This window comes from Fimbriimonadia bacterium, from assembly GCA_039961735.1.
Taxonomy (GTDB): domain Bacteria; phylum Armatimonadota; class Fimbriimonadia; order Fimbriimonadales; family JABRVX01; genus JABRVX01.
In genome coordinates this window covers 25,902-51,502 of the sequence record JABRVX010000059.1, presented here as the reverse complement: position 1 = coordinate 51,502, position 25,601 = coordinate 25,902, and the positions used below count along the sequence as shown (strand labels likewise).

21 protein-coding genes and 1 CRISPR repeat array are annotated in these 25,601 nt (G+C 61.9%); of the genes, 10 read left to right on the top strand and 11 right to left on the bottom strand.

The features are described 5' to 3' along the window. Positions 1–31 precede the first annotated feature (31 nt). The 3 genes from HRF45_12575 to HRF45_12565 all read left to right on the top strand — a co-directional run bounded on the left by HRF45_12575 (position 32) and on the right by HRF45_12565 (position 4,610). Positions 32–832, top strand: coding sequence for a PD-(D/E)XK nuclease family protein (locus HRF45_12575; protein ID MEP0767358.1), 801 nt, complete (start codon positions 32–34; stop codon positions 830–832). 111 nt (positions 833–943) lie between these two features. Continuing rightward, positions 944–2,827: an aminodeoxychorismate synthase component I gene (gene pabB / locus HRF45_12570; GenBank protein MEP0767357.1), complete on the top strand. Its 1,884-nt coding sequence runs from the start codon at positions 944–946 to the stop codon at positions 2,825–2,827. Between the two features lie 115 nt (positions 2,828–2,942). Next, positions 2,943–4,610, top strand: coding sequence for a hypothetical protein (locus HRF45_12565; protein MEP0767356.1), 1,668 nt, complete (start codon positions 2,943–2,945; stop codon positions 4,608–4,610). 79 nt (positions 4,611–4,689) lie between these two features. Here HRF45_12565 and glnA read toward each other — a convergent pair whose 3' ends face one another. Then, a complete protein-coding gene (gene glnA, locus HRF45_12560; protein MEP0767355.1) occupies positions 4,690–6,105 on the bottom strand; it encodes a type I glutamate--ammonia ligase in 1,416 nt (471 codons plus the stop codon). 417 nt (positions 6,106–6,522) lie between these two features. Between glnA and HRF45_12555 the strand changes: the two genes are divergently transcribed. After that, positions 6,523–8,268 (top strand): cytochrome c3 family protein, encoded by a 1,746-nt coding sequence (locus HRF45_12555; GenBank protein ID MEP0767354.1) that lies wholly within the window; start codon positions 6,523–6,525, stop codon positions 8,266–8,268. Between the two features lie 18 nt (positions 8,269–8,286). Here the strand turns inward: HRF45_12555 and smpB are convergent, their stop codons facing one another. The 3 genes from smpB to HRF45_12540 form a co-directional block, all read right to left on the bottom strand. After that, positions 8,287–8,760: an SsrA-binding protein SmpB gene (gene smpB / locus HRF45_12550; GenBank protein MEP0767353.1), complete on the bottom strand. Its 474-nt coding sequence runs from the start codon at positions 8,758–8,760 to the stop codon at positions 8,287–8,289. A gap of 78 nt (positions 8,761–8,838) precedes the next feature. After that, positions 8,839–9,309, bottom strand: a complete 471-nt coding sequence (locus HRF45_12545) for a hypothetical protein (protein ID MEP0767352.1) — start codon at positions 9,307–9,309, stop codon at positions 8,839–8,841. Positions 9,310–9,444: 135 nt separating this feature from the next. Beyond that, on the bottom strand, positions 9,445–10,443 hold the full coding sequence (locus tag HRF45_12540) for an isocitrate dehydrogenase (NAD(+)) (GenBank protein MEP0767351.1): 999 nt from the start codon (positions 10,441–10,443) through the stop codon (positions 9,445–9,447). 111 nt (positions 10,444–10,554) lie between these two features. Here HRF45_12540 and HRF45_12535 point away from each other — a divergent pair, with 111 nt between their 5' ends. Then, complete coding sequence (locus HRF45_12535; protein ID MEP0767350.1) at positions 10,555–12,423, top strand: hypothetical protein; 1,869 nt, start codon at positions 10,555–10,557, stop codon at positions 12,421–12,423. A 546-nt stretch (positions 12,424–12,969) separates the two neighbouring features. Here HRF45_12535 and HRF45_12530 read toward each other — a convergent pair. From HRF45_12530 to HRF45_12520, 3 genes are all read right to left on the bottom strand, one after another. Next, positions 12,970–14,040, bottom strand: coding sequence for a sigma-70 family RNA polymerase sigma factor (locus tag HRF45_12530; protein MEP0767349.1), 1,071 nt, complete (start codon positions 14,038–14,040; stop codon positions 12,970–12,972). 83 nt (positions 14,041–14,123) lie between these two features. Then, positions 14,124–15,875: a DNA primase gene (locus HRF45_12525; GenBank protein ID MEP0767348.1), complete on the bottom strand. Its 1,752-nt coding sequence runs from the start codon at positions 15,873–15,875 to the stop codon at positions 14,124–14,126. 13 nt (positions 15,876–15,888) lie between these two features. Then, the gene (locus HRF45_12520; protein ID MEP0767347.1) at positions 15,889–16,638 is read right to left on the bottom strand and encodes a hypothetical protein; all 750 of its coding nucleotides are present in this window, start codon (positions 16,636–16,638) and stop codon (positions 15,889–15,891) included. 235 nt (positions 16,639–16,873) lie between these two features. Here HRF45_12520 and trxA point away from each other — a divergent pair, with 235 nt between their 5' ends. Beyond that, complete coding sequence (trxA, locus tag HRF45_12515; GenBank protein MEP0767346.1) at positions 16,874–17,200, top strand: thioredoxin; 327 nt, start codon at positions 16,874–16,876, stop codon at positions 17,198–17,200. A gap of 6 nt (positions 17,201–17,206) precedes the next feature. On the opposite strand, the gene HRF45_12510 is transcribed toward trxA, so the two are convergent. Further along, positions 17,207–17,542 (bottom strand): hypothetical protein, encoded by a 336-nt coding sequence (locus HRF45_12510; GenBank protein MEP0767345.1) that lies wholly within the window; start codon positions 17,540–17,542, stop codon positions 17,207–17,209. A gap of 72 nt (positions 17,543–17,614) precedes the next feature. Between HRF45_12510 and HRF45_12505 the strand changes: the two genes are divergently transcribed. Further along, the gene (locus tag HRF45_12505; GenBank protein MEP0767344.1) at positions 17,615–18,196 is read left to right on the top strand and encodes a phosphatase PAP2 family protein; all 582 of its coding nucleotides are present in this window, start codon (positions 17,615–17,617) and stop codon (positions 18,194–18,196) included. On the opposite strand, the gene cysK is transcribed toward HRF45_12505, so the two are convergent. Continuing rightward, on the bottom strand, positions 18,169–19,110 hold the full coding sequence (gene cysK, locus HRF45_12500) for a cysteine synthase A (GenBank protein ID MEP0767343.1): 942 nt from the start codon (positions 19,108–19,110) through the stop codon (positions 18,169–18,171). The genes HRF45_12505 and cysK overlap by 28 nt on opposite strands. Positions 19,111–19,136: 26 nt before the next feature. After that, positions 19,137–19,571, bottom strand: coding sequence for an Rrf2 family transcriptional regulator (locus HRF45_12495; protein ID MEP0767342.1), 435 nt, complete (start codon positions 19,569–19,571; stop codon positions 19,137–19,139). Positions 19,572–19,656: 85 nt separating this feature from the next. Here HRF45_12495 and HRF45_12490 point away from each other — a divergent pair, with 85 nt between their 5' ends. From HRF45_12490 to HRF45_12480, 3 genes are all read left to right on the top strand, one after another. Next, positions 19,657–20,268, top strand: coding sequence for a hypothetical protein (locus HRF45_12490; protein MEP0767341.1), 612 nt, complete (start codon positions 19,657–19,659; stop codon positions 20,266–20,268). Positions 20,269–20,440: 172 nt separating this feature from the next. Then, positions 20,441–20,659 (top strand): hypothetical protein, encoded by a 219-nt coding sequence (locus HRF45_12485; protein MEP0767340.1) that lies wholly within the window; start codon positions 20,441–20,443, stop codon positions 20,657–20,659. 110 nt (positions 20,660–20,769) lie between these two features. Continuing rightward, positions 20,770–22,806: a DUF5107 domain-containing protein gene (locus HRF45_12480; GenBank protein MEP0767339.1), complete on the top strand. Its 2,037-nt coding sequence runs from the start codon at positions 20,770–20,772 to the stop codon at positions 22,804–22,806. Between the two features lie 290 nt (positions 22,807–23,096). Further along, positions 23,097–23,365: a CRISPR direct-repeat array (repeat unit 37 nt; unit sequence GTTTCAGTCCCCTTGTTAGCGGGGCGGTCACTGCGAC). Positions 23,366–24,002: 637 nt separating this feature from the next. Here the strand turns inward: HRF45_12480 and HRF45_12475 are convergent. Beyond that, on the bottom strand, positions 24,003–25,583 hold the full coding sequence (locus HRF45_12475) for a flotillin family protein (GenBank protein MEP0767338.1): 1,581 nt from the start codon (positions 25,581–25,583) through the stop codon (positions 24,003–24,005). Positions 25,584–25,601: the final 18 nt, after the last annotated feature.

The following is a 25,601-nucleotide window of genomic DNA, read 5'->3' as shown; positions in this document are numbered from 1 at the left end:
CCCACTGCGGGGCGAGATCACGGAGGTCGCCGTGAAGGACAAACCCACCCTTAGCCCGTCCAAGTTCGTGACCTACCTCGCCTGCCCGGTGATGTATCGCTGGAGCTTCGTGGACCCGCGAGGACGTTGGTACCGAACTGCCAAACCCTATTTCAGCTTCGGCGCCACCCTGCACAAAGTGCTGCAGCGCTTTCACGAACAGGGCGGCGTTGGCGAGGTGCCCAAAGAAACCCTGCTGGCCGACTATGAAGAAAGCTGGATCGAAGCGGGATACGACAGCCCCGAGGAGTCGGCAAGGCGGCTGGAGATGGGTCGCGAACTGCTTGTCGCCTACTACGAGAAGCAGGCTGCAGCGCCGACGCTCGCCAAGCCCGTGTACGTCGAACGGATGCTGCGCTTCGACCTTGGCCCCTTCCTGCTGCAGGGCCGCGTGGACCGCGTGGACGAGCATCCCGACGGCGCTCTCGAGGTGGTGGACTACAAAAGCGGTCGGGACAGCGTCACCGAGGAGGACGTGCGCAACGACCTCGCCATGTGCGCCTATCAGTTGCTTCTGCGCAGGCTTCATCCGGAGCGTTCGGTGCGCGCGACGATTCACGCACTGCGGGCCAACCAATCTGCCACCGTTGGGCTGACCGATGAGGAGTTAGCGCAGTTCGAGGAGAGCCTGCGTTTGTTGGGAGAGGAGATCCTGGAGACAGACTTCGCGGCACTAAAGCCGGCGTTCAAAGCGGTGTGTTTGGGGTGCGACTTCGTGCCGTTGTGTAAACGCGACCCCGAGTACGCGGCCCAGTGGGATGCCGCGCAGTCGGAGGCCGCGCCGGAGGTCTGATGCCCTTGTCAGGCGGCAAGCGATGACCACGCTCGAGCCGTATTCCCCTGGGTCGAAGGGAAGCAAGACTGAGGGACCGTGGGCGGGAAGGACGTGCATAATGAGAGGCGGATGATCCCTGCGCTTGCCCCCGCCCGACTTCAGGACCTTCTCGCCGAGCCCGGTGCCATGCTACTCGACGACCGTCAGTACGGCCGCACCTCGGTGTTGCGTGATCCCGTCGGCCATATAACTGCCCACACTCCGTTGGAGGTGGGGAAGGCGCTGGCCGAGTTGGACGCTGCTTTGGCTGGCGGGCTGGTAGCCGCCGGGTACCTCTCCTACGAGGCAGGCGTCGCGCTCAACCGGCCCAACGCGATCCGTCACATGCACTACCTGCCGCTCGTGTGGCTCGGGCTGTACGAGGGGGTGGAGGAGGCCGACTCCGAGTGCTTCGAGTTCGATCCCTCCGCCGCTTGTGGTGGAGGGATGGGAGGCATAGAGAACCCGCGGCTGTGTATCGGGGCTAGAGACTACGGCCGTGCGGTAGACCGGATCAAAGCCTACATCGAGGATGGCGATGTGTACCAGGTCAACTACACCTGCAAGTTGCGCTTCGAACACGACGGCCCGCCCGCCGACCTGTTTCTAGAACTGCGCAGAGATCACCCCGTCGGCTACTCGGCGTTCCTGAACCTGGGTGATGCGCAGGTGCTCTCCCTTTCCCCCGAACTGCTCCTCCGACGCGAGGGTAGGCGCGTGCTCACCCGACCGATGAAGGGCACCGCCAAACGAGGCCGCTGGAGCGAAGAAGATCGGCTCGTTGCGGACGCGCTGTCGCGCGACGACAAGAACCGCGCGGAGAACCTGATGATCCTTGACCTGATGCGGAACGACCTGGGGCGCGTGTGCGAGTACGGCAGCGTCACTGTCCCTGCCATGTTCCGTGTCGAGCGCTATCCCACGGTATGGCAAATGACGAGCGACGTGGAAGGACTGTTGCGCGAGGGCGTCCGCGTCTCGGACCTGCTCCGCGCCATCTTGCCGCCCGGCTCGGTGACGGGGACGCCGAAGTTGAGGGCGTGCGAGATCATCGGCGAACTGGAGGCGGAAGCGCGTGGCCCCTATTGCGGCTGCATCGGCATCTTCCGGCCGAACGGCGATTGCCTGCTGAACGTGGCCATTCGCACCGTTATGAAGCATGGCCCACACTGCGAGCTGGGTGTGGGAGGTGCAATCGTGGCGGACTCCTCGGCTGATTCCGAACGTGAGGAGGCTGTCTGCAAAAGCCGGTTTCTGTTCAGCAAACATGTGGTGTTCGATCTACTGGAGACCTTGCGCTACGAACGCGGCGAGGGCTACCAATGGATGGAGGACCACCTGGCGCGGATGTCCGATTCGGCTGCGTACTTCGGACGGCAGTGGGATGACAGTCGGGTGCGGGAGGCGCTGGAGGCTGCTGTCCCCGGCATCGAGGCCGACCTGTCGGTAACTGGTGCGACGGCGGCACGCGTCCGGCTGTTGGTCGGCTCGGATGGAGAGCCGAGGGTGGAGTGGGCCGCGTTGGTAGGCGGCCCAATCGGCCCCGTGACCCTGATGCTCGCGAAGGAGCGAACCGACCCGGCAGAGGTGTTCGTGTACCACAAGACCACTCACCGCGAAGCGTATGAACGCGGACTGTGTGAAGCACGGAAGCTGGGCCACTTCGATATCCTCTACCTCAACACGAGGGGTGAAGTGACGGAGTGTTCCAGAGCGAACATCGTCGTCCGGCTAGACGGTGAGTGGGTGACTCCGCCCCTTGACTGCGGCCTACTGCCGGGCCTTTGGCGTGAGGACCTTCTGAAGCGAGGTCAAGTTGCCGAGCGCGTGCTCACTCTCGCTGACCTAGTCCGGGCAGATCGGGTGCTCATTGGCAACTCCGTACGTGGCGCGATACCTGTGGCAAGCCTCCACCTCGGAGAAGGGAAGTCGGTCGAATGGCCCAGGAGAACGTTGGTAAGTGGTGGACCCTGAAGCGTTACCTACCCGCCGACTGAGCCCGAAGTGAAGTGTATGTTCCGGGAACGTCTGCCGCGCACTTCCTGTCCTGATATCTTAAGGACTGACTCTAAACGGTGGTGAACTCTGCATGAAACTGTGGATGTTGCTCCTGTCGGTGGTGTTGGCTATCTCGGTGTGCGGGAGCGGCACCTCGCGCTCTGCAGTACTGCCCTCGCCAATCAAACTCGACACCCGCGAGGCGCACGATCTCCTCACCCCGCTGACCTTCGATGCCGAGCGGTACGCGGTGCTGAAGGAAGCACGGGGGAACGTCACGCTTCGCGACTTCCCCATTAGCAGGACCGTGTCGGCCGACCTATTGCTCGAGCGCTTCGAGGTCTTGCCCTCGAACGCCGCGGTGGTTATCGGTTCGGAGTTGGGTGACATCCCGACCGAACGCCCGGACGTGGTGCTGTTGCGTGGAACGATTGATGGACTGGCAAAGTCTTCCGTGTACCTCGGCCTCTCCCCCTGGGGCTGTAACGGTTGGCTGATGATAGAAGACGACATGTACTTCCTGTCGGCCGGATCGAGGACGAACAACAAGTCTCTGCACATCTACCGTGTCAAGGACATGCCGGGCTACTGGTTCCAATCGGACTGGTTCTGCGATGCAGATAGTTTGCTGCCTCGCGGGTTGAGTGACCAGACGAATGACGTAGTGATCGCCGACGACTGCGGAGGGAAGTTGTGCTCGATTGCTGTGGAGACCGACTGGGAGTTCACAGGCAGCCTGTTCGGTGGCAATACCAACGCGTCCGGTGCATATGTCACTACGCTGTTTGGCGCCGTAGACTTCATCTATCGGCGCGACTTCGGAGTCGCAGTTAACGTTCCATACATGCGGCTGTGGAGCAACTCCAACGATCCATGGAACCAGAACAATACTTCCAACCAGCTCAATCAGTTTCGAACATACTGGACCCAAAACATGCAGCAAATCTATCGCAACATCGCGCACTTCCTCTCCGGAAGAGCGCTAGGCGGCGGCGTTGCATGGTTGGGAGTTCTTTGCGACTACGGCTATGGATACGGGCTAAGTGCCAATCTGGCAGGCTCCTTCCCTCCGGGCCTTGAGCCCGGACCTAACAACTGGGATCCGTTCGTCGTAACTCACGAGATCGGTCACAACTTCGGTGCCCCTCATACGCATGAGATGTTCCCACCCGTCGACACCTGTGGCCTCGGCTGTAACGATCCGCCATTCGTTGGGACCATCATGAGCTACTGCCACATCTGCCCGGGCGGAATGTCTAACATTCACCTGGAGTTCCATCCTCGAACCATCGAGGTCGTACAGAACTATCTCAGGGGCATAAGCTGTCTGAGCTCAGCGGTGCTCACCTGCAATGTTGCCCTTCAGGAGTATCAGGGCACGGCACCACTGATGGGATACGTGGAGTTCCGCAAGCCTGGCACCGGGGAGCTGGAATCCCTTCGGTCTGTGGTGTACCAGAACGGCACTTTCGGACTGAACACGAGCATGCTGTGCGAGCACGACTTCTCCGTCAAGTTCCCGACTTTCCTGCGCAAGACTATCCCGTCGGTGATGATCCTGCCGCCGGAGACCATCCTGAACTTCGCGATGCTGAACGGCGACGCGAACAACGACAACGTAGTGGACATTCGCGACATCAACATCGTGCTGTCCAGATTCGGACTGACCGGCCAGGGCGATGTGAACTATAACGGCGTGGTGGACGTCGCCGACCTGTCGGTGATGCTTATCAACTTCGGCCTGGTGGGTGATACCTAGAGCCTCCAAGTGCCGTACGTATGACGTTGCCCTGGAGCAGAGGCTGCTCCAGGGCAACGCGGTCGAGGGTGGTTACCCGCTATACACCGTAGTACATCATGAACTCGTACGGATGCGGCCGAAGACTCAGTTGAAGGACCTCTTCCTCACGCTTGTACCGGATGTACTCCTGCAGCAGGTCGGTGCTGAACACACCGCCCGTTGTTAGATACTCATTGTCCCGCTCGAGTGCCGTCAGCGCATCCGCCAGACTTCCCGGAGTCTTGCGGACCTTTGCGTCCTCTTCGGGCGAGAGGTGGTACACGTCCTTCTCGATGGGATCCGGAGGAACGATTTCCCTTCGGATGCCGTCGAGGCCCGCCATCAGCTGCGCCGCGAATGCCAAGTAGGGGTTGCAGCTCGGGTCGGGAGCGCGGAACTCCAGTCGCTTGGCGTGTGGCGCTGGGTTGAATGTCGGGATGCGGATGCACGCGCTGCGATTGCGCTTGCTATACACCAGGTTGATCGGAGCCTCGTATCCCGGCACCAACCTGCGATACGAGTTGGTGGTAGGTGCCGCAAACGCAAGGATCGAAGGTGCGTGTTCTAACAGGCCGCCGATGTAGTGGAGCGCGAGCTTTGAGAGCCCAGCGTACCCGTGCTCATCGTACATCAGGTTCTGTTCGTTCTTCCACAAGCTCTGGTGGCAGTGCATGCCGCTCCCATTGTCGCCGTAGATGGGCTTGGGCATAAACGTGGCCGTGAAGCCGTTGCGGAAAGCCACGTTCTTGATCACGTACTTATAGATCATCACCTGGTCGGCCTGGCGCAGCATCTGAGCGAACCGAAGGCCGAGCTCGCACTGGCCGGCAGCGCCTACCTCGTGGTGGTGCGACTCCATCTCCACCCCGACATCGCGCAAAGTGGCAATCATCTCGCCGCGCAGGTCCTGCAGCGTGTCGTTGGGTGGGACCGGCGTGTATCCGCCGCGAACCTGCATCTTGTGGCCGGGTGCGGGCTTATCCACTCGTCCGCTATTCCATATTCCCTCCGCACAGTCCACGAAGTGCATGGAGGAGTGGTTGTTCTGGTCGAACCGCACCTCGTCGAAAACGTGAAACTCCAGCTCCGGTCCGAAGAACACGGTGTCCGCGATGCCCGTCTGCCGCATGTATTCGACGGCGTTTCGTGCTACCAACCTCGGGCTCCGGTCGTAGGGTCGGCGTGTCTCTGGGTCAATGATGTCGCACACGATTACCAGCGTCTTGTACTTGCTGAACGGGTCGATGAAGTGGACGTCCGGGTCGGGTATCAGCAACATGTCCGACTGCTCGATGGTCTTGAAACAGCGAATGGACGAACCATCGAAGCCGATGCCCTCCTCGAACGAGGCTTCCGAAAACATGTTGACCGGCATCGAATAGTGATGCCAGGAGCCGATGGGGTCCGTGTAACGGTAGTCTACGATCTCAATGTCGTTGTCGCGCGCGTACTGAACGACCTCTCGCGGGCTCATTGCTCCTCCTTCATGGTGTGCCTTCCCCACGCGGGCGAGGATGGCTGCGGCGGGGCTGCGCGGTGCACAAATGACGAAGACGCCGAAGCGATCCCGTCGCTCGCCGGCGTCTTTGCAGCTTGATGCGGTCCGCGTTGACCCAACAAGGGCCAAGATTACCGGGTCAGACCGACGCCTGGCAAGCACCCGGTTCAAGAGGGCAGCTACTTGGGCCTCTTGGGCGAGCGCTATTCTTGGCTATATGGTAAAATAGTCAAAGAGCCGTCGTGTGAGGCAGGGAGTCGAGTGGGCTCGCTGTCCGCGGGGTGGCAAAGAGGACCTCGGTTTTACGAGGTCTTTCGTCAACTTGCCTTGAAGCAGGAGAACCCCGGGTGGCCTGGGCGCGGCTGGGATCAGCTTGTGGAGGTTGATTACGCCATGGCAAGTATTCGGCTCCTTCCCTTTGTGTGGGGCGTCTCGCTCCTGGGCATCTGCTTTCTCTTCTCCTCGGCCAGCAATCAGGCGCAAGATCCGACCTCGTCCGATTGGGACGGCCATCCGGACGTCACTCTTCTCGATGAGGCTGGCAATCCCGTAGACCCTACGGCTCCCAGCCCGGCTCCCTACAGTCCCAAGCAGACCTGCGGACAGTGCCACGACTACGACGCGATTACCGCGGCCTACCACTTTCAGATGGGAGCAGACCGAATCTCGGACGATTATGGTACGAAGCAAGGCAGGCCTTGGGTTAGCTCGGATGGGCAGTTCGGCCGCCAGTTCCACATGTCTTACGAGTGGCTAGGTAAGAAGAAAAACGGCTCTGCCGCGGAAGTGGGGCTATCTGCGTATCAGTTCGAGCTGTCGTGCGGGAAGTGCCACCCCGGCGGTGGCTTGGCGGAACTGGACAGGAACGGCAACCGCATGGACAAGCATCAGGCCGCCAATCCCGGAATTGCCGCATCCTTCGACGGTGATTACTTCGCGGCCGAGTGGGTGAAGTCCGGAGTGGTGGAAGCAGACTGCCTTATCTGCCACCAGCCGAAGTACGACTTTGCGGGCCGATGGCAGCAGCTATCCCAGGGTAACTTCCGGTGGGCCGCGTCCGTTGGGGCCAGGTTGGCCACCGTGGAAGGCTCGGTGCTCGCTGGCCAAACGCCCAAGCTGCGCTATCAGGGAGTAGCGAAGGACGGGACCGTGCGATTGCAAATCGGGCGGGTCACGGACGCGAACTGCCTACTGTGCCACGGTGAGGCGGAGGTGAAGAAGCGCGGGCATGTTTGGGATGGCCGGAACGAAGATATTCACTCGTCGAGAGGAATGAAGTGCACCTCTTGTCATGTCACAGGGGCCGACCACCAGATCCGTAAGGGGCGCTCGAACGAAGTGACCTTGCGCGACGACTTAGACGATCCTACGCTATCATGCGAATCCTGCCACGCTCGGGGCGAGCTCGGAGCCAAGAAGCCGCAGCACCCCTCGACCCCACCGAGCCACCTGAAGAGCATTGCCTGCGTAACGTGCCATGTGCGTGATCAGAACGTGACCGCTGTGCTGGCAGTGGATACTACCACCGGGGCGGCCATCGGTGTACCGACGCATCCGGAGGCGAAGAAATACGGAGAGAGCTTCGAGTGGAGCATGTCTCTATTTCGACTCGCAGACGGCCGCATCTATGCTGGCAACGCCCTGCTCCCGGTCTGGTGGGGCCACCGTGATGGCGATATCATCTACCCACTCACGCTCGCCGAGACGAAGGCAGCCTATCTCCGAGCACAGGCGGCGATCAAGGACGACAATGGTGACGGCAAGCCCGAGGCTAACACCGAGTCGGAAATCCTGGCGATGCTGGAGGCCCTGCGCTCCACGCTCTCCGGCGGGCGTTTTTCGCGGCCCAACCCTGTGTATGTAAAGGGTCACACGGTCTATGCCGAGACTGCCGGAAAGGTGACCAAGAGCGAACATCGCCAGGCACAGCCTCTGAGGTGGACCTTCAGCCACAACGTAGCGGCGGCATCTCGTGCACTTGGCGCCCAGGGGTGCAAAGACTGCCATACAACACCCCATTCACGCTTCCTCCACGCACCGATCGTCTTGGACCCGTACGACGAGAACGGGAAGCGCTCGACGATACAGATGTGGAAGCACCTGAAGATTGACGAGACGGTGATCACGGCGGGGCAGTAACGGGCTGCCTCCCCCGGCCTAGTCTTGGCCTCGCTCGCGGGCGCGGCGCTCGTCCTTCTTGGCAATGGCCTCGCGCTTGTCATACATCCGCTTGCCCCGCGCTAGGCCAATCTGTACCTTGGCCTTGCCGTGCGCGAAATACACTTTGAGCGGGACGATGGTGAGACCCTTTTCCTGCGACTTGGCCTTCAGGCGCATGATCTCGCTCTTGTGCATCAGCAGCTTGCGCGGGCGCCGCTCCTCTAAGTTCCAGCGCCCCGCCTGCTCGTAGGGTGCGATATACACGCCCTTCAGCCACAGCTCGCCGTCCTCCACCTGACAGTAGCCGTCGGCGAGCTGCACGTTGCCCAGGTACACCGACTTGACCTCCGGGCCGATAAGCACGATGCCCGCTTCGAAGGTGTCGAATATCTCGTAGTCGTGCCTTGCCTTGCGGTTCTGGATCGTGGCGGGGCCGCTTTGTTCCTTGCTCCGCTTGTCTCTCTTGGCCATCGCGGCGGAAGTGTACCTTTGGGTTTAAGACGACGGCCCTCCCGCACCCGGGAGGGCCGTATGGGGGCAGGGAAGTGACTAACGTCCGCGGGGAGGCGGGGGGCTTTCGTAGCTGAGGCGCACTCCGTCGTCCGACCACTCGCCTCGGATCCAGTGGCCGAAGGGGTGGCGAACCTTGTATACGCCTTTGCCGCGAAGGTTCGCGACGCCCTTTCCGGCCGCTGCCAGTGCGACCTTGCCATCGAACTCCATTCCGAACCTGGTAGCCCTGATGGTAGCGTGTCCCTCTCCTTCGAAGGTCCAACGGTCACCCTCCCGGGACTTGAGGGTGAAGCCCTCTACGCGGAACTGATCCTCGGTGACCCCGGCAATAACGAGCAACCCCGTGCCCTTGAGGTGTACGATACCGGAGCCTGCTAGTCTCACCTGTCCTTCGCCACGGGCGAGCAAGACACCCTTGCCGCCGATCCTAACGTTTTCCTGCTCCTGCGCCATCGCGAATGCCGACGCCAACAGCAGGCAAGCTGCAAATGCCATGAGTCGCTTCACTGGTGATACTCCTCCTATGGGTTGGTCAGATACCTGCGTCGTATGCATACTCGCTAGCCGGCAGGATTAGACGTGGCTCGTGCCGTTCGGTTCGGTAAGGTAGTGCGAGTTTTTTGCGAGCCCTAGCGTCGTGCGCTACATGGCCGCAATGATCGCGTCGGTGATCTCGGAGGTGGTGGCGCTGCCTCCGAGGTCGGGCGTAAGCGTCTTGCCCTCACGCAGCACGGTGTGCACCGCCTTTTCGACGCGGTCCGCCGCATCGGTTTCTCTCAGGTCGCGCAGCATCATGGCGGCACACTGAATCAACGCGATGGGATTCGCCTTGTTCTGCCCCGCGATGTCCGGAGCACTGCCATGAACGGCCTCGTAGAGCGAGCAGCTCTCCCCCACGTTGACACTGGCAGTAAGCCCCAGACCGCCTATCAACCCCGCGCATAAGTCGGACACGATGTCACCGTACAGATTCTCCATCACCATCACATCGAATCGCTCTGGGCGCATCACCAGTTGCATGCAGGTGTTATCTATGATCAGTTCGTCGGCCTGAATGTCGCTGTACTGCCTGGCGACCTTGCGAAAGCAGTCGAGGAAGAGTCCGTCGGAGAGCTTCATGATGTTCGCTTTGTGCACCGCGGTGACCCGCTGCCTGCCGAGCCTGCGCGCCAGTTCGAAGGCATACTGCGCGATGCGCGTGCTACCCTTCTCGGTGACCACCTTCAGGCTCTCGACAACGCCAGGCACCACCTGGTGCTCCAGCCCCGAGTACATGCCTTCGCTGTTCTCTCGCACCACGATCAGGTCCACGTTCGGAAAGGGCGTTTGGATGCCGGGCAGGGTCTTCACCGGCCGCACGTTGGCGTAGAGTTGCAGCCGTTGACGCATCAGCACGTTCGCGCTGGCAAAGCCGGTCCCGACGGGTGTGGTGATGGGGCCCTTGATGCCCACCCGGTTGCGGAGCAGAGACGTGAACACCTCGTCGGGCACCGTAGTGCCGTACCGGGTGTACACCTCGGCACCGGCGTCGTGCCGGTCCCAGTCCACTCGTACCCCGGTGGCCTCGACGACACGAACGGCGGCCTCCACCACTTCTGGCCCGATGCCATCTCCTGGGATGAGCGTGATGTTGTGCGTCATGGTTCCTCCCGGCGCCGAGCGCGGCGCGACCGATTAGTATACTAGGCGCCCCCGCCGAAGGGCCGTGACGAGCCCGCGGTCAATGGGGGAGCAGGTGTATCGGGAAGTCGAATGCAATCTCTTGTCGCGGTCTTGGTGTGCTGCCTTACGCAAACGTTGACATCCAACCTCCTCCGCAACGCGGGGTTCGAGGAGGCGGGTGGTTGGAACATGCCTGGTCCTGTGTGGGGCATAGACCGCTCGGTCCACCGTTCGGGTTCGGCGTCCACAAAGTACAAGAATATTCATGTAGACTTGTACAGAATAGCCTCTCAGGTCGTTCCAGTGAAGCCAGGGGCCAGATACAAAATCTGCGCTTGGATTCGCACGGAAGATGTCGTCGGGACCGAAGTCGGGGCGACCATCGCGCTGGAGTGGATCGGTACGGCAGGCGAGTTCCTAGGCGGCTGCTATCCGAGAGGGGTCACGGGCACGTCGGGCTGGACCCGCGTCGAGGCGGTTACCGCCGTTGCGCCGACTGCGGCCCGCGGCGTACGATTCGTATGCTACGTCGCGAAGGGCTCAACCGGCACGGCTTGGTTCGACGACCTGGAATTGTTCGCAATCGGTCGCGATGACTGGCACGTCACCATCCTCGAGCCGTGGTTCCGAGGCCGCCTGGACGGGTGCGACACGGTGCGGGTCGAGGTCCGGCTTCCGCCGGAAGCGGTCTCGGAGGGTCATGCGGTTCGTGCGTTCTGGGCATCACCGGGTGGCTCGAGTTCCACCGTCACGGCCGCTGAACCGACAACGTTGTGTCTGGATGCGTCCGATCTGTCCCCGGGCCGTCATCACCTTGTCGTCGATTGGCTGGGCCCGCAAGGCGATACCAAGCGCCGGTACGTGCGAGAGCTGACGAAGGGGATGTCGGCCCCCAAGCGTGTGGCCTTCGACGGGGTCAGGCTGCGTATCCACGGGAGACCCTTCTTCCCCCTCGGCGTGTACGACAGCGAGGGCTGGAAGTCCGAGACGACTCCTGCGAGGTTGCAGCAGATAGCCGATGCAGGTTTCAACTGCGTTTTGCCTTACGGTCTATTGAGCGGTTCTGTAGAAGATTGTCGCAAATACTTGGACGCTGCTGGTCGTCTGGGACTGCGTGTTCTTGTCTCGCTGAAGGATCTCTATGAGCACGTGCGCTATCCGCTCCGGCGAATGCCGGGCATCGAAGGCCGCGAGAACGTGCTCCGCACGGTGGTCACAACACTCAAGGACCACCCCGCCCTTCTCGCCTGGTACGTGAACGATGAGAGCGGCCCGGAACACGCCGAGGAACTGCGTTGGCTCTACGAGATGGTTGTCACCTTGGATCCAGAGCATCCGTGCCTCGCGGTCACCAATCAACCGGAGTCCGCCTACGAGTTCTGGGACACCACTGACATCATCGGCGTGGACCCCTATCCGGTGCCCGGTTCGCCTCTGACCCTGGTTCGCGATTGGGTTCAGGCGGGTGTAGATACCGGTCGGCCCGTGTGGGCAGTAGTGCAGGCCTTTAACAAGGCCAACTATTCTCCAGGCCCGGGTTTCAGGGCGCCGACCGTCGCCGAGTACCGAGCGATGGCGTTCCTGGCTCTCGCCTCCGGAGCAGGGGGGCTCCTAGCTTACTCCTACCACGACCTTCGCAGAGAAGCCGACTTTGAGCAGCGCTGGGCAGAGATCGGAGCCGTGAACCGAATGCTTCGGCGTTTCGGAGAGGTGGTTTCCGAGAGCGAGTGGCAAACGGTTGCTTGTGCCGGGGCGTTCGCAGCGACGTGGCGCTTGCGCGGCCAGGAGCACTTCTTGCTCGTGAACCCGACGTCTTCGCCGGTGACCGCGTCCCTGTCGCTAGGTGCCCTTCGCGAGTGCACCGAGGCTTTCACGCGTTCGGTCATCCACACGAAGGCTGGGCGCCTAGAACGCAGATTGCCTGCATTCGGGGTGGAGTGGCTGATTATGGACGATTGATACCTGCTGCCACGGCTCGAGTTCTCTCCACGTCCTATCGCTCACCGTCACTGCATCTCCTGTTAGCTGCTATCACATGTGCTATGCCACTATGTCGTCATGCTGAGCCTGTCGAAGCTAACGTCATGCTGAGCTTGTCGAAGCTAACGTCATGCTGAGCCTGTCGAAGCTAACGTCATGCTGAGCCTGTCGAAGCTAACGTCATGCTGAGCCTGTCGAAGCATGCATCCGTCAGCCACTCGCTACCACATGAAACCGCGACGTTCGCATCAGGCGCGGTCATGCTTCGACAGGCTCAGCATGACGGAACTTTATGACGGAACTTTGCTGGTGTGTTGGCTAATACACGGGGTCGGGGGCTCAGCATGACGGTTTGGGTGTTCATGTGCTTATTCGAGTTGCTGTGCTGAATGATCGCTACCGAGATGATATCTAACACGGGGGAGGAGGCTCAGCATGGTGCATAGAGCGCTGCTACCTAATGCAATACTGCGAACGGCGAGTGAGGTGACAACAGCCGGGAGGCAGCCACGTGCAACGTGGTAGTTAGCTCTCCTCGCTGACGTCCTTCAGCTTCCGGGCCTGTTTAGGGCGGCGCAGCTTGCGAAACGCCCGCTGTTCGATCTGCCGTACCCGCTCCCGCGTCACGTTCAGTGCCCGGCCCACGTCTTCCAGCGTGTACATGTTGCCGTCGTGAAGACCGAAGCGAAGCATGATGACAGTGCGCTCACGCTCCGACAGCACGGAGAGTGCATCCTCGATGCGGTCTCGCAGCGCGAGTCGCGAGGCGATATCCAGCGATGCGGTCCGGCTGTCTTCCAAGAAGTCGGCAAGCACCGAGCCTTCGTCTTCGCCGACGGGCGTCTCCAGCGAAACCGGGTGCGGCGCGATCCGCATCAGCTCCGTCACCCGCTCGACAGGGACTCCCAACTCCACGCCGATCTCTTCCAGCGTCGGCTCGCGGCCCAATCGCTGCACCAACCGGCTGGTGGCTTTCACCAGGCGATTGATCGTCTCCACCATGTGCACGGGGATGCGGATCGTGCGCCCATGATCGGCCAGCCCACGCGTAATGGATTGGCGAATCCACCAGCTCGCGTAGGTGCTGAACCGAAACCCCTTGGTGTAATCGAACTTGTCCACCGCGCGGATGAGACCCACGTTCCCGTCTTGGATCAGGTCTGCCAGGGGCAGCCCCCGCCCTGTGAAGCGCTTAGCAATGGAGACGACCAGGCGAAGGTTCGCCTCGACCAGCGCGAGCTTAGCCCACTCGTGACCCTCCGAAGCCAGCTTGGCCAGTTTCAACTCTTGGTCCGCATGCAGTAGGGGGACCCGACCGATGAGCCGCAGCCAGACCTTTACCGCGTCCTCCACCGCAGGCCCTTCGAGCGCTGCGAGGTCTTCTCCGGTAAGGTCCGCCTCCTTCGGGATCTCGGGCTCCTCGGTCTCGGGCTTGCGCATGTGAACGACGGCCACTTCGGCGACCTTGATGCCCGAGCGCTCCAGCATGGCGAACAGATCGTCCAATCGCTCCAAGTCGTCCTCGGAGAGACACGCGTTGATCTGATCGAGCGTAACCCAGCCGGTTGACTTGGATTGCTCCACCAGTTCGAGGATATCCGGAGGCCACTCGTACGATGTGTCAGCCACGATTGAGTCCTAGCAAAAGGGTCATACAGGTTAACGGCAGGAGCGGAGCCTTAGTCCCCTCTGCTCTGTTCGCCAAGAAGCCTGCAATATTCCTGCCATACCGCATCGGTTTTCGTGGTCGCGTCGCTGATGTCGGCCTGCAGGCGTCTCCTCGACGCCTTCTGGAGCGCAACGGTGAGGCACTGCAGGTAGTCTTTCAGGATCTGCTCTCCGAGCGGCTCGCTGTCGGTAATCAGGATGTCGTGGAGAGCGCGCTGGGTTTCCGCTGGTGACACGGAGGCGAGCACCTCCGCAGCAGAGCCTTGGGGCGGCATGTCGGGGTATGCGGCGAGCAGTGCGTGCACGATCTCCCTATACTCCGGCGATGGGAACTGCTCCGGCCTCAGCGCGGGCCATCCCAGTCCGCGCCATTCGGGGTCGCACGCAGCCCGCAGGAGGCCTCTCTGCGCCTTTTCTACTGCGGACCGTGTTCGCAAGGCGGATGGACGGGTCTCCGTACGCACCACCGCCTTACCACGGGCTAACGCCGCTACCTCCTGATGCACCAAGCGCTCGGCGCGTACGCGGTCGGTCAGAAAACTGGGTAGGTGGCGAGCGACACGCTCGATGTACCGGTCGCGCTCCACTTGGCTGGGTATCGCGGCCAACACACGCACGGCAGCAGCAACGAACTCCGCAGCACCCTCAGAGGAAGACAGATCGTGCCGTGCTTCCAGAAGGTCCAGTTCGAAGTCCGTGGGTGTGCTAGCTCGTGCCACCACAGCAGACAACGCCCCCGTTCCCTGTTTCTTGAGCAGCGAGTCGGGGTCTTCGCCATCTGGAAGTCGGGCGATGCGCGTGCGAAGTCCAGCAGCTACCGCGATCTGCGCGGCTCTGAGCGCTGCCTTACGTCCTGCCTCGTCCGCGTCGAACATGACCACCAGCTTCTCGGTCCAGCGTTTCAACAGACTCGCATGCTCCTCGCCGAATGCGGTGCCTAGGCCCGCGACCGCGTACTCCAGCCCCGCACCGTGGCATGCGATCACGTCCAGATAACCTTCCACTATGAGCGCAAAGCCACGCTCGGCGATGTTTGACTTGGCCAGGTGAAACGCATACAGCACGTTGCGCTTGCTGAAGAGCGGAGTGTCGGGTGAGTTCAGGTACTTCGGCTCGCCCACCCCGAGCACACGGCCACCGAAGGCGATAATGCGCCCCTGCGGATCGAACACTGGGAACATCAGGCGGCCGCGGAACTTGTCGTAGTAACCGCCGTCCGGCCCTTGGTCCACCAGCCCCGCCTTCGCGGCGTCCGCTAGCCGGTGGCCTTGCTTCTGCAGAGTTGTCGCCAGTGCGTCCCCGAAGCCAGGCGCAAACCCGAGCCCGAAGCGTTCTGCGAGACCGTCGGGTATGCCCCTGGCCCGCACGAACTCCTGCGCCGACTGGGACCTGAGCAGTTGCTCGCGGAAAAAGGCTTGTGCAGCATCCAGGGCGGCGCGCATCGCATCTGCTTCCCCCTTTGCCTCCGGCGACCGCTTGACCAGTCGCACGCCGACACGTTCGGCAAGGCGTTCGAGGGCTTCGACGAAAGTGATGTGCTCGATCTCTTGGAGAAACGTGAAAACGTCGCCGAACTTGCCGCATCCGAAGCAGCGGAACGTCTTCAGGTCGGGGTTCACATAGAACGAGGGGCTCTTCTCGTTGTGAAACGGACAGAGCCCCTGAAAACTCTTTCCCGATCGCCGGAGACGGACGTAGTTGCCTACGACTTCGAGAATGTCGGTCCGTGCGCGGACCTCTTCGACCTGCGGATCCCCGGCCATCGCACGTGCACGGCTACTTGCCGGCGGCGACGCTGATGTACACCACTCGCTGCACGCCGTTCAAAGTGACGAACTGGAACACGACGTGGCTGTTGTTGAGGAACCGCAACTGCATCGTCTGACCCTTGAAGTCGTATCGGTCCGGGTTTTTGTAGACGCTCATCACCTGCTGGAACGTCGAGCCCAGTCGAATCCCGCCCGCGGCGACCGCGGCGCCGGAGAAGCCCTTGGCGTCAATCTGGATCACGCGGTTGTCATCATCAATCACGAAGGCGTACTCCGTGCCTCCGCGCTTGTACACCCAGCGCGTGACCGTCGTGGTCATCTCGCCCTCGAAGCCGCCGCCGATGCCACCCGCAGGCCCGCCTGCTCCGGCAACGGGAATGCCGCCAGGCCCCATCGTCGGCCCGACCATTCCGGGAGGGCCACCCTTTGTGGGGCCACCCACGCCGGCAGGACCCATCGCTACAGGGCCAGCAGGTGCAGGACCGGCCGGTCCGACCATGCCAAAGGGGTTCTCGGTCATCTCACCGCCGGACGGAGTGCCCTGGTCCTGCTTCACCTGGAGCGGCTCAATGCGAGTAGGGTTGCCCCACACCTGCAGCACGCGGGTGTGCGGGTCGAGCAACTTGATGCCCAAAAGGCCGGTGTTCACCACATGCTTCGTGGTGGTCTTCTGACCGGCCTGGGCCCATCCGGCACCGGTCACGCACAACGCGCCGGCCAGCGCCGTGACTGCGAACAATACGTGCTTGCTCTTCATCTGCGAGATCTCCCTCCAGCCGTGCGATATCCTATTCGGCACGCCCCGCACTTCTCAATGGCAGCGGGCTGTCCCGGTAGGGGTTCACCTTCCAATGACGGAGTCCTTGGCGACCGGTTCCATTATCCCAATTATCGGCGAAGAACGAAAGGGGCAAACGACTCGACACGTTCGACTCTCACGGGTTACAATTCCCACTGATTGCCGCCACCAGGGCGAAACCGGAGGAATGCTCATGGGAAATGCGATTGCTGTTACTGCCGACACTTTCGATTCTGAAGTTCTCCAGTCCTCAATCCCGGTACTCGTGGACTTCTGGGCCGCCTGGTGCGGTCCGTGTCGTATGATTGCCCCGTTCGTGGAAGCCGTTGCCGAGGAGTTCGCAGGCAAGGCAAAGGTAGCCAAGGTGGACGTGGATAGCAACCAGAGCTTGGCCATGCGGTACGGCATCATGGGCATTCCTGCGCTGCTGATTTTCAAGGGGGGACAGGTAGTAGAGCAGATGGTCGGTGCTAGGGGCAAGGACGAGATCGCCGACGCCCTCCGACGCCACGTAAGCTAGTTTCGCCTACTCGCCCGAACTTTCTACCCAAGCGCGCAGCGCGATCAGAGGGTTCGAGCTGTGCAGCTGCCTTCGCGCCATTCGGTGTTCGGACTCCGTGATGGGTCCCAGCGCGTCGAACACCTCGCGCTCGCTAGAATGAAGCTCTTCACGCGATCTCGGGGTGAACACCCCGGGCCACCACTCCTCCTGGCGAATAAACCTCTCGCCCAAACGGTTGCAGCGGCGGCAGCGGAACTTGATGTACACGAAGCTCGGACCGAACTGCCGGATATAGTACTCCTGCAGCACCAAATCCCTGCGCACCAGCGGTTGACCACAATCACAAAGCAGCTTGGTCATCGTTCTACTCGGATTATATTCCAAGCACCTCAGCGCAGGCGAGGAATCCGTGCCCTCCTGTAAACTTTCGGCGTGAGCGACTTCCAGAACCTGGACCTTCGCCTATTCGAGATCCTGAACGGCGTTCCGCACCCCGAGTGGCTGAACGCCTTCTTCTGGGTCGTCACGTCTCTGGGGCTGGGGTGGGCTCAGGCAGGCGGAGTGGTGGCCATAAGCCTTCTTTGGTGGCGAGGGCGCGAGCGATTTTTCGCTTCGGAGGCCGCTAGGCGGCTGCTGTGGCCTGGGCTATGGTCCTTCGCTCTGAGCGGGCTGCTGAGCCAAGGGCTGAAGAGGTTGATCGAGCGTCCCCGACCGCCCGACCTGGGCGCAAAGGCCCTCGACGAGTACATCCACGCATACTCGTTCCCCTCCGGCCATGCCACCACTTCCTTTGCGCTCGCCGTGGTGGCAATCAGCATCACTCACGGCACCCGCAGAGCCTGGATCGGCTGGGTCGCAGTTGCGCTCGCGCTGCTAGTTGGCTACTCCCGTGTGTACCGCGGCGTACACTACCCATCGGACGTGCTGGGCGGTGCGCTCCTCGGAGCCCTCACCGGCCTCTGCGTGCTGTGGTTCTTTCGATGCCGCTACCAAGCGTCCGGAAGCTCGGAGTAGGTCGGTGTCGAGAGATATCGCTCTCCACTGCTGGGGATGATCGTCACGATCATCTTGTCTCGGCTCTCTTCACGCCCTGCGACCTGGAGGGCTGCCCATACCGCTGCGCCACTGGAGATGCCTGCCAGGATCCCCTCCTCCCGCGCTAGCCTTCGCGCGGTCTCGATGGCGGCTTCGGTCGGTACCTTCACGATCTCGTCAATAACGCTGCGATCGAGAATCGGCGGGACAAAGCCTGCACCGATGCCCTGAATCGGATGTGGGCCCTTCGGCTCGCCGGATAGCACCGCACTGGCGGCAGGCTCTACGGCCACACAGCGAAACTCGGGCTTCCGCGATTTGATCACCTGCCCGACGCCTGTGATGGTGCCGCCCGTACCCACCCCCGCTACCAGAACGTCCGCCTTGCCGTCGGTGTCCTTCCATATCTCCTCTGCGGTGGTGCGGCGATGAACGTCCGGATTCGCAGGGTTCTCGAATTGCTGGGGCATCAGGTAGCGAGAGGGGTCCGAGGCTACGATCTCCTTCGCTTTGGCAATCGCTCCACCCATGCCCTCCGGACCCGGCGTCAGAACGAGCTTGGCTCCCAACGCCTTCAGCAAATTCCGCCGCTCCACCGACATCGTCTCCGGCATCGTGAGGATCAGCCGATAGCCCCGCGCTGCACACACGAATGCTAGCGCGATCCCGGTGTTGCCGCTCGTAGGCTCGACGAGCACCGTGTCCGGCCCGATCTTGCCCTCGCGCTCGGCGGCCTCGATCATGCTCACGCCGATCCGATCCTTCACGCTGGAGAGAGGGTTGTAGAACTCCAGCTTCAGCACGATGTCCCCCGGCAGACCCTTACTCAGCCTCTGCATCCGGACGAGCGGCGTTCCCCCGATGAGCTTCGTTATGTCCTCTGCAATTCGCATCGTCGTTCTCCTACTCTCGTCTCGATCTATAGGCCTGGCATCAAGGCCATGGCCTCGCTCAGTCTGCGCGCGCGTTCAGCCAGCCCGCCTATCGTTTCGGAGGCAAGCAAAGTGTCGAGCGCCTTCTCGGCTCCCACTGCCCACTGGCGAACCGCCACTCTCGACAGCTGCTCTGCGGCGCCACGAGCCGCGGCACCGCCACCCTCGAACGCTGCGACTACCTCTCCGACCTCGATCTCGTCACCGTCGCGCGCCAGCGCATAGCCGCCAGAAGGACCCCGCTCGCTATGCACGAAGCCCTGGCGGCGCAGCCGCACCAGCACTTGATGTGCCGAAGCGACGGCTATGCCTGCCCTGCGGCTCAATTCGCCGGCCTGCAAGGGTTTGCCCTCGGGCTGAATGGCGAGTTCCACCAGGACGCACAGCGCGTGTTCCGTCTGCAGGCTTATCAGGCGAGGCATAGTTGATATTGTTGTCAACAATATCATAAATTCACAACCGTGTCAACCCGTAGGACCCCCTGCCCGATACCGAGAATGCCAACCCATGGCCAAGAAGCGGCGTGTCGAAGAAACCATCGAGCACCAACTAGAGATGTGGCGTGCAAGCAGGAATGCGCCCGCTGACCCGGGACTACGCGACGCCTACCCTGACATTCCGAGGCTTCCCATTCGTCTCATCTGCCCACGCCTAGACAAAGAGATCAATCACGGCAACCTACTTCGAATCGCTGAGGCCTTTCGCCTGGAGATGGTCGTCTTTGCCCCGGATGACCGGCCCTGGGACCTCTCAGGCGCCATGGGGGCGACGGTCTGGCAACCGTTCGAGCGCAAGCCAGGCGCCGAGGCAATCGCCCAAGCTAAGACCGATGGCTACCGCATCTACGGCCTGGACCTGCACGAGAGGGCCCGTAACCTCCACAGCGTCGAGTGGCGATTTCCGGCGGCGCTGGTGGTTGGCGAAGAGCTCCACGGCTTAGCAGACGAGCACCGCAGCGCCTGTGACGAGTTGGTTGCCATCCCGCTCTACGGACTGATGCAGTCGCTCAACGTGGCCGTGGCAACCGGAATTTGCCTGGATCGCATGGTCGAGACCCTGGCGCGCCAAGACCCGCAGTGGCGCCCCGTTCGGGCAGCCTCGCGCAGGCTACTCGACTAGCTTTGAAGCGGAAGCAGGGTGTTTCACCGGCGCGGCACTTTGCGTTCCGTGTTACGATGCCTGTGGCCCTCTGGCTGTGGTGTAATCCCTCCGACCGAAGCCCAGTCTTCGGCGGCTCCGGACTCTCCTCCTAACACGACGCCACGTACAAGGGAAGCTTAGGAGGTGCTTTGTGCCTGAGGAGAAAGGAAAGGCAGCGAAGGACCGCGCATCCAAGGGTCGAGGCTGGCATGGTGACCCGGACGGTCATCGCCGTGCCGGCAAAAAGGGAGGCGAAAAGGTCTCCCGGAACCGCGAACATATGGCCGAGATCGGCCGTCGTGGCGGGCAGAAGGTATCTGCCGACCGCGAGCACATGGCGAACATCGGCAGGCGGGGCGGCCAAAAGTAGGCCGCGACCCTTGCAACTAGCTTAGCGCCGGGAGGCGGCAGACCCCCGGCGCTTCTGCGTTCCCCAGATGTGCGACAGGAACAGGACGGGCGGGGAAGAAGCCAACGGCTATGACTGAACTGCGCACAGGCACGCTGGCGCTAATGGGTGCCGATCTCGGCCCCGAAAACCCACTTCCCGACCTCGGCACGGTGAACCCTGTCGGCGGGAAGGTAGAGGCAGAACCCGATGTTCCCGAGGAAGACTGCAGGTACCTGGGATGGGAAGTCGAGGTGAGCATCCTCCCACATCGCTTGCAAGACGGCTACACGCGCAAGCGCCGACCGATGCAGCTACCCACCATCGTGCTGGAAAACGAGCGGCTGCACGCAACGTTCCTGCCAACCCTGGGAGGGCGCCTCTGGTCCCTATACGATAAGCAGCTGGCACGCGAGCTACTATACGTCAACCCAGTCTTCCAGCCCGCCAACCTAGCAGTACGCAACGCATGGTTCAGCGGAGGAGTCGAGTGGAATGTCGGCATACGCGGTCATACCCCTTATACGTGTTCTCCCCTCTTCGCAGCGCGAGTACAAGGAGAGGGTTACCCGATCCTGCGCCTTTACGAATGGGACCGTATACGGCGCGTGTACTACCAGTTGGACACATGCCTACCTCCGGCCTCTCCACTGCTACACGTGTTCGTACGCATTCGCAACCCGCGTGAAATCCAGATACCGATGTACTGGTGGTCCAATGCAGCCGTGACCGAAACGCAGGACCTACGTATCATCACCCCGGCAAACTACGCATACAAGATGGCCTACGATGGACGTATGGCGCGGGCGACCTTGCCGGAGTGGGGCGGCTACGACATCACACGACCGACACGAGCACCCTCGGCCAGCGACGCTTTCTTCGTGGTGGACGAGCCGACGAGACCGTTCGTGGCCGCCGTCTATGAAGATGGGAGCGCTACGTTCCAGGCCTCGACGCCTCGTCTGAAGGGCCGCAAGCTGTTCGTATGGGGTATGGGTGCGGGAGGTAGGCGGTGGCAAGAGTTCCTGTCGCAACCGGGACAAGCATATGTGGAGATCCAGGCCGGGCTCGCACGCACGCAGTACGAGTGTATCCCGATGCCTGCTTCGGCCGATTGGTCGTGGCTGGAGGTGTACGGTCCCCTGCAATGCGACACGAAGGCCACGCATGGCCCGGATTGGCAACAGGCGCGCCGTGAGGTGGCGAACCGGATTGATACACTGGCACCTGCCAGCTACTTGCAGCAGGCGTACGACAAAGCGCTGGTGGCCTCGGATGCGGCTCCGCACGATCTGCTCCATCTGGGGTCCGGGTGGGGTGCACTGGAGGAGATGAGGGCTGCTGGAGAGAGTGCCAGCAGACTCGCGCACTCCCAAGTGAACGCTCTCCCGTTCCCTCAGTCGTCGCTTACGGATGAGCAACAGCCGTGGGTGCGACTGCTGCAGGAAGGCGCACTTGCCGAACCAGACCCGAGCGATGGCCCCGGCGCATTTATGGTGCAAGAGGAGTGGATGCAGCTACTGGCGCAATCGCTCGGTAGAGGGTGTGGTGATCACTGGGCGTCACGCTGGCACCTCGGGCTCATGCACTATCATGCAGGGCAAATGGGCGATGCAGAACGAGAATGGCAAACATCTGCTGCGCGTCACCCCAACGGGTGGGCACTGAGGTGTCTGGCGAAGCTGTTACTACGTCGCGGCGAACTCGATAAGGGCGCGGATATGATGCTGCAGGCCGTGGAGTTGTTACCTAACTTAACTCCGCTAGCCATCGAGTGCTGCGACGCACTGTTAGTGGCGGACAGGCCGAAGGACGCACTGCGATTTGCAACGTCTTTGGAGTTGCCGATGCGCAGCCACGGACGGATTCGAGTGAGCGAGGCGAAGGCTGCTCTCGCACTGGGCAACCTCGACGCAGCGGAGGAAGCGCTGGCTGGCGAGATGGATCTCGGGGACCTGAGAGAGGGCGACTCGATCCTTACCGACCTCTGGTTCGAGCTTCAGGAGCGCCGCGCGGGGAGCCTCGTCGGACGACCGCTATCCGAGAAGGAACGGGCTCAGGTTCGACGCGATCACCCGCCCCCGCCCCACCTCGACTTCCGTATGCATGTTGCACCAGAGCGCGTGTAGCGCCGTATCGGCCGGGGTCCCTGGTCGTGCTGTTGCTTTGTGCACTGTGCTCGAGCGGCGTTCGAGCACCAGCTAATCACCCATTGCTCGAACCCATCGCGGGGTCTGTTACTTCTGGGCCCAGCACGTCACGCTGACTTGCCACCACTGCGTACTTTTCGGCCGACACCGGCTCGGTACGGAAGGCGGCGTGTGCGTCGGGAACTGTGTGTTGAAACGACTTCGGCGGCGGGGGCGAGCGATCGGAACGGGCCGTACATTCCTCGGCGCTCGCCCCCGCCGCCGAAGTCGTTTCAGTCCCCTTGTTAGCGGGGCGGTCACTGCGACGCGGACTTGCGGGTTGACTGGTAACTGGTACCAGTCATCGTTTCAGTCCCCTTGTTAGCGGGGCGGTCACTGCGACGCTGAGGTCCCCAGCTGCGTAGCTTCGCCACGCCCCGCCTCCGGGTTTCAGTCCCCTTGTTAGCGGGGCGGTCACTGCGACCGATAAAAAAAGAGCCGCCGTAACAGAGCCGGTAATAGGTTTCAGTCCCCTTGTTAGCGGGGCGGTCACTGCGACCCTTCCCTCGGCCCTCTCCAGGTTCAATTCTATCACCCGATTTGGCGATCTGTCAACCTTTGAACCTATGCGGGACTCTCTGGAAGGCCTCAAAAAGGGGGAGAGTCGCGCAAAGGTGTCTAAATCACTAAGCACACTCAGGCAAAAAACGGTTCGACGCTTACGTTTCGGCACCCTCAGCACCCCTAGCTCCTCCCCCTGCGGACCTCGTCTCCACCGAGAAGGGTCCCAATCGGGCAGTCGCATTGCAACAAAAATAATGTTTTTCGGCCGATTTTGCGGGACTCTCACTGCGGTTTGAACCTAAGACGGATCGGCCTCGAGAGTCCCGCAACGACAATCGCCCGCCCGAGCGGCCCAAAACGGCCGAATCTGGGCTGCACTTAGACTCCCCCGACTAGTACGGTCGTGCCTCGCGGCGGGTTGCCGACTATGGGACCCCGCACTTCAGGTCCGAGGATCTCTCCCCCGACGCCGTGAGGGCGCGGAGGTGGATTGGCCAGTGACCTCGGGCATCCGTCGCGGGACCGTCTTCTCCCGTATCGACGTGTGGCTTCCCTTGCCAGCGCTGTTCGGGCATGCGCGTGCCGAGGGCAGGCTGCTGCAGTTGCAGGCCGCACTAGTAGGTCGGAACAAGCTACTCCGCTGGCGACGCATCCGTCTGCTGTGGTGATGCATGCCGAGTGGTATTCGCGCTCTCGCCCAGTTTAGGTGCCTTCTGGATCAGCTCACCCAGCTTCACTCCTGTCATGGCTTCTAGCACAGGCGGCACCTGCGCCATTATTTGTGTCACCTCGGAGGTGATTCGGCTGGCGCCCACGCCATCGCTTCCACCTCCCACCAGCACGATCTTGTCCACCTTGCTCAGCGGCGCGGCGACCGCTTGTGCGATCTCCGGCAGCTTTTCGATGAACATGCTGGCGACTGCGGCCTCGTTGTACTGGCGGAATGCTGCCGCTTGGCGATCCATCGCCTCGGCTTCCGCGATTCCCTTGGCCTTCACCGCGTCCGCTTCGGCAAGGCCCTTGGCGCGGATCATCTCCGCCTCGGCAAGTCCCTGAGCCTTCACGACGTCGGCCTGGGCGAGGCCGCGCTGACGGTTGGCCTCGGCCTCGGCCGTTCCGGCCAGCTTCGTCGCCTCCGCTTGGCCTTCCGCGGTAGTCTTCAGCCGGTACTGCTCGGCGCTTGCAAGCTGCTCGATGCGCTGGCGCTCTGCAATCGCAGGCTTCTCGACCAGCGCCTCCAGCTCCAGTTCCTTGCGCCGGATCTCCTCCTGCTGAAGCTCGACTTGCTTCTGCTTCTCCACGATGCTGACCTGCACTTCCTCCTGCTTCACCTGCTGCGCGGTCTTGAACCGCTGCAGGTCGTAGGCGAGGTCAGCATTCGCCTTCTCCAGGTTGACGGCACGTGCGAACTCCTGCTGCTTCACCTTAAAGTCACGCTCGGATTCCGCCACCTTGGTCTCGGCAGCGAGACGAGCGGTCTCGGCTTCCTGTCGCGCCTGTGCGGAACGGATGGCGGCATCTCTGCTCGCTTCAGCTTCTGCTATGGCTGCGTCACGCTTCACGGCAGCGATGCGAGGCTTACCAAGTGCATCGAGGTAGCCTTGCGAGTCGCGGATGGAGCGAATCGTGAAGCTGATAACCTCCATGCCCATATGTTGCAGGTCGCGTGCGGCAACCTCTTGTACCTTCTGCGCGAAGGCCTCGTGCTCCGTGTATATCTCCTCCACCGACATGGTGGACAGAATCGCCCGCAAGTGGCCGGCCACTGTCTGGTGGGCGATGAACCGTATGTCGCTCTGGTTCTTCGACAGGAACTGTTCGGCAGCGGTGCGGATGGACACGTCGTCGCCGCGTACCTTGATCTGCGCCACGCCGTCCACCTGAATCGGCACTCCCTGCTTGGTGTAGAATTCGCTGGATTCCACGTCGAGGGTCATCAGCTCGAGCGACATGATGTCGGCGCGTTCCAGTATCGGCAACACCATCTTGCCGCCGCCGCGTACGATCTTGTAACCCAGCCGTCTCCGCTCACCCGTTCGAGGGTCTTGGGCGAACTCGCCTCGGAATCCGGAGATGATCAGCACCTCGTTCGGACCGACCTTCCGCCACAGCATGATGTTTGCGACGAAGTAGGTGACGAACAGGAAGACGAAAGCGACTCCGCCACCCACCACCCACTTCATCAGAACCGGCAACGATGCGAACCACTCCACTTCTGTTTCCTCCTTCCG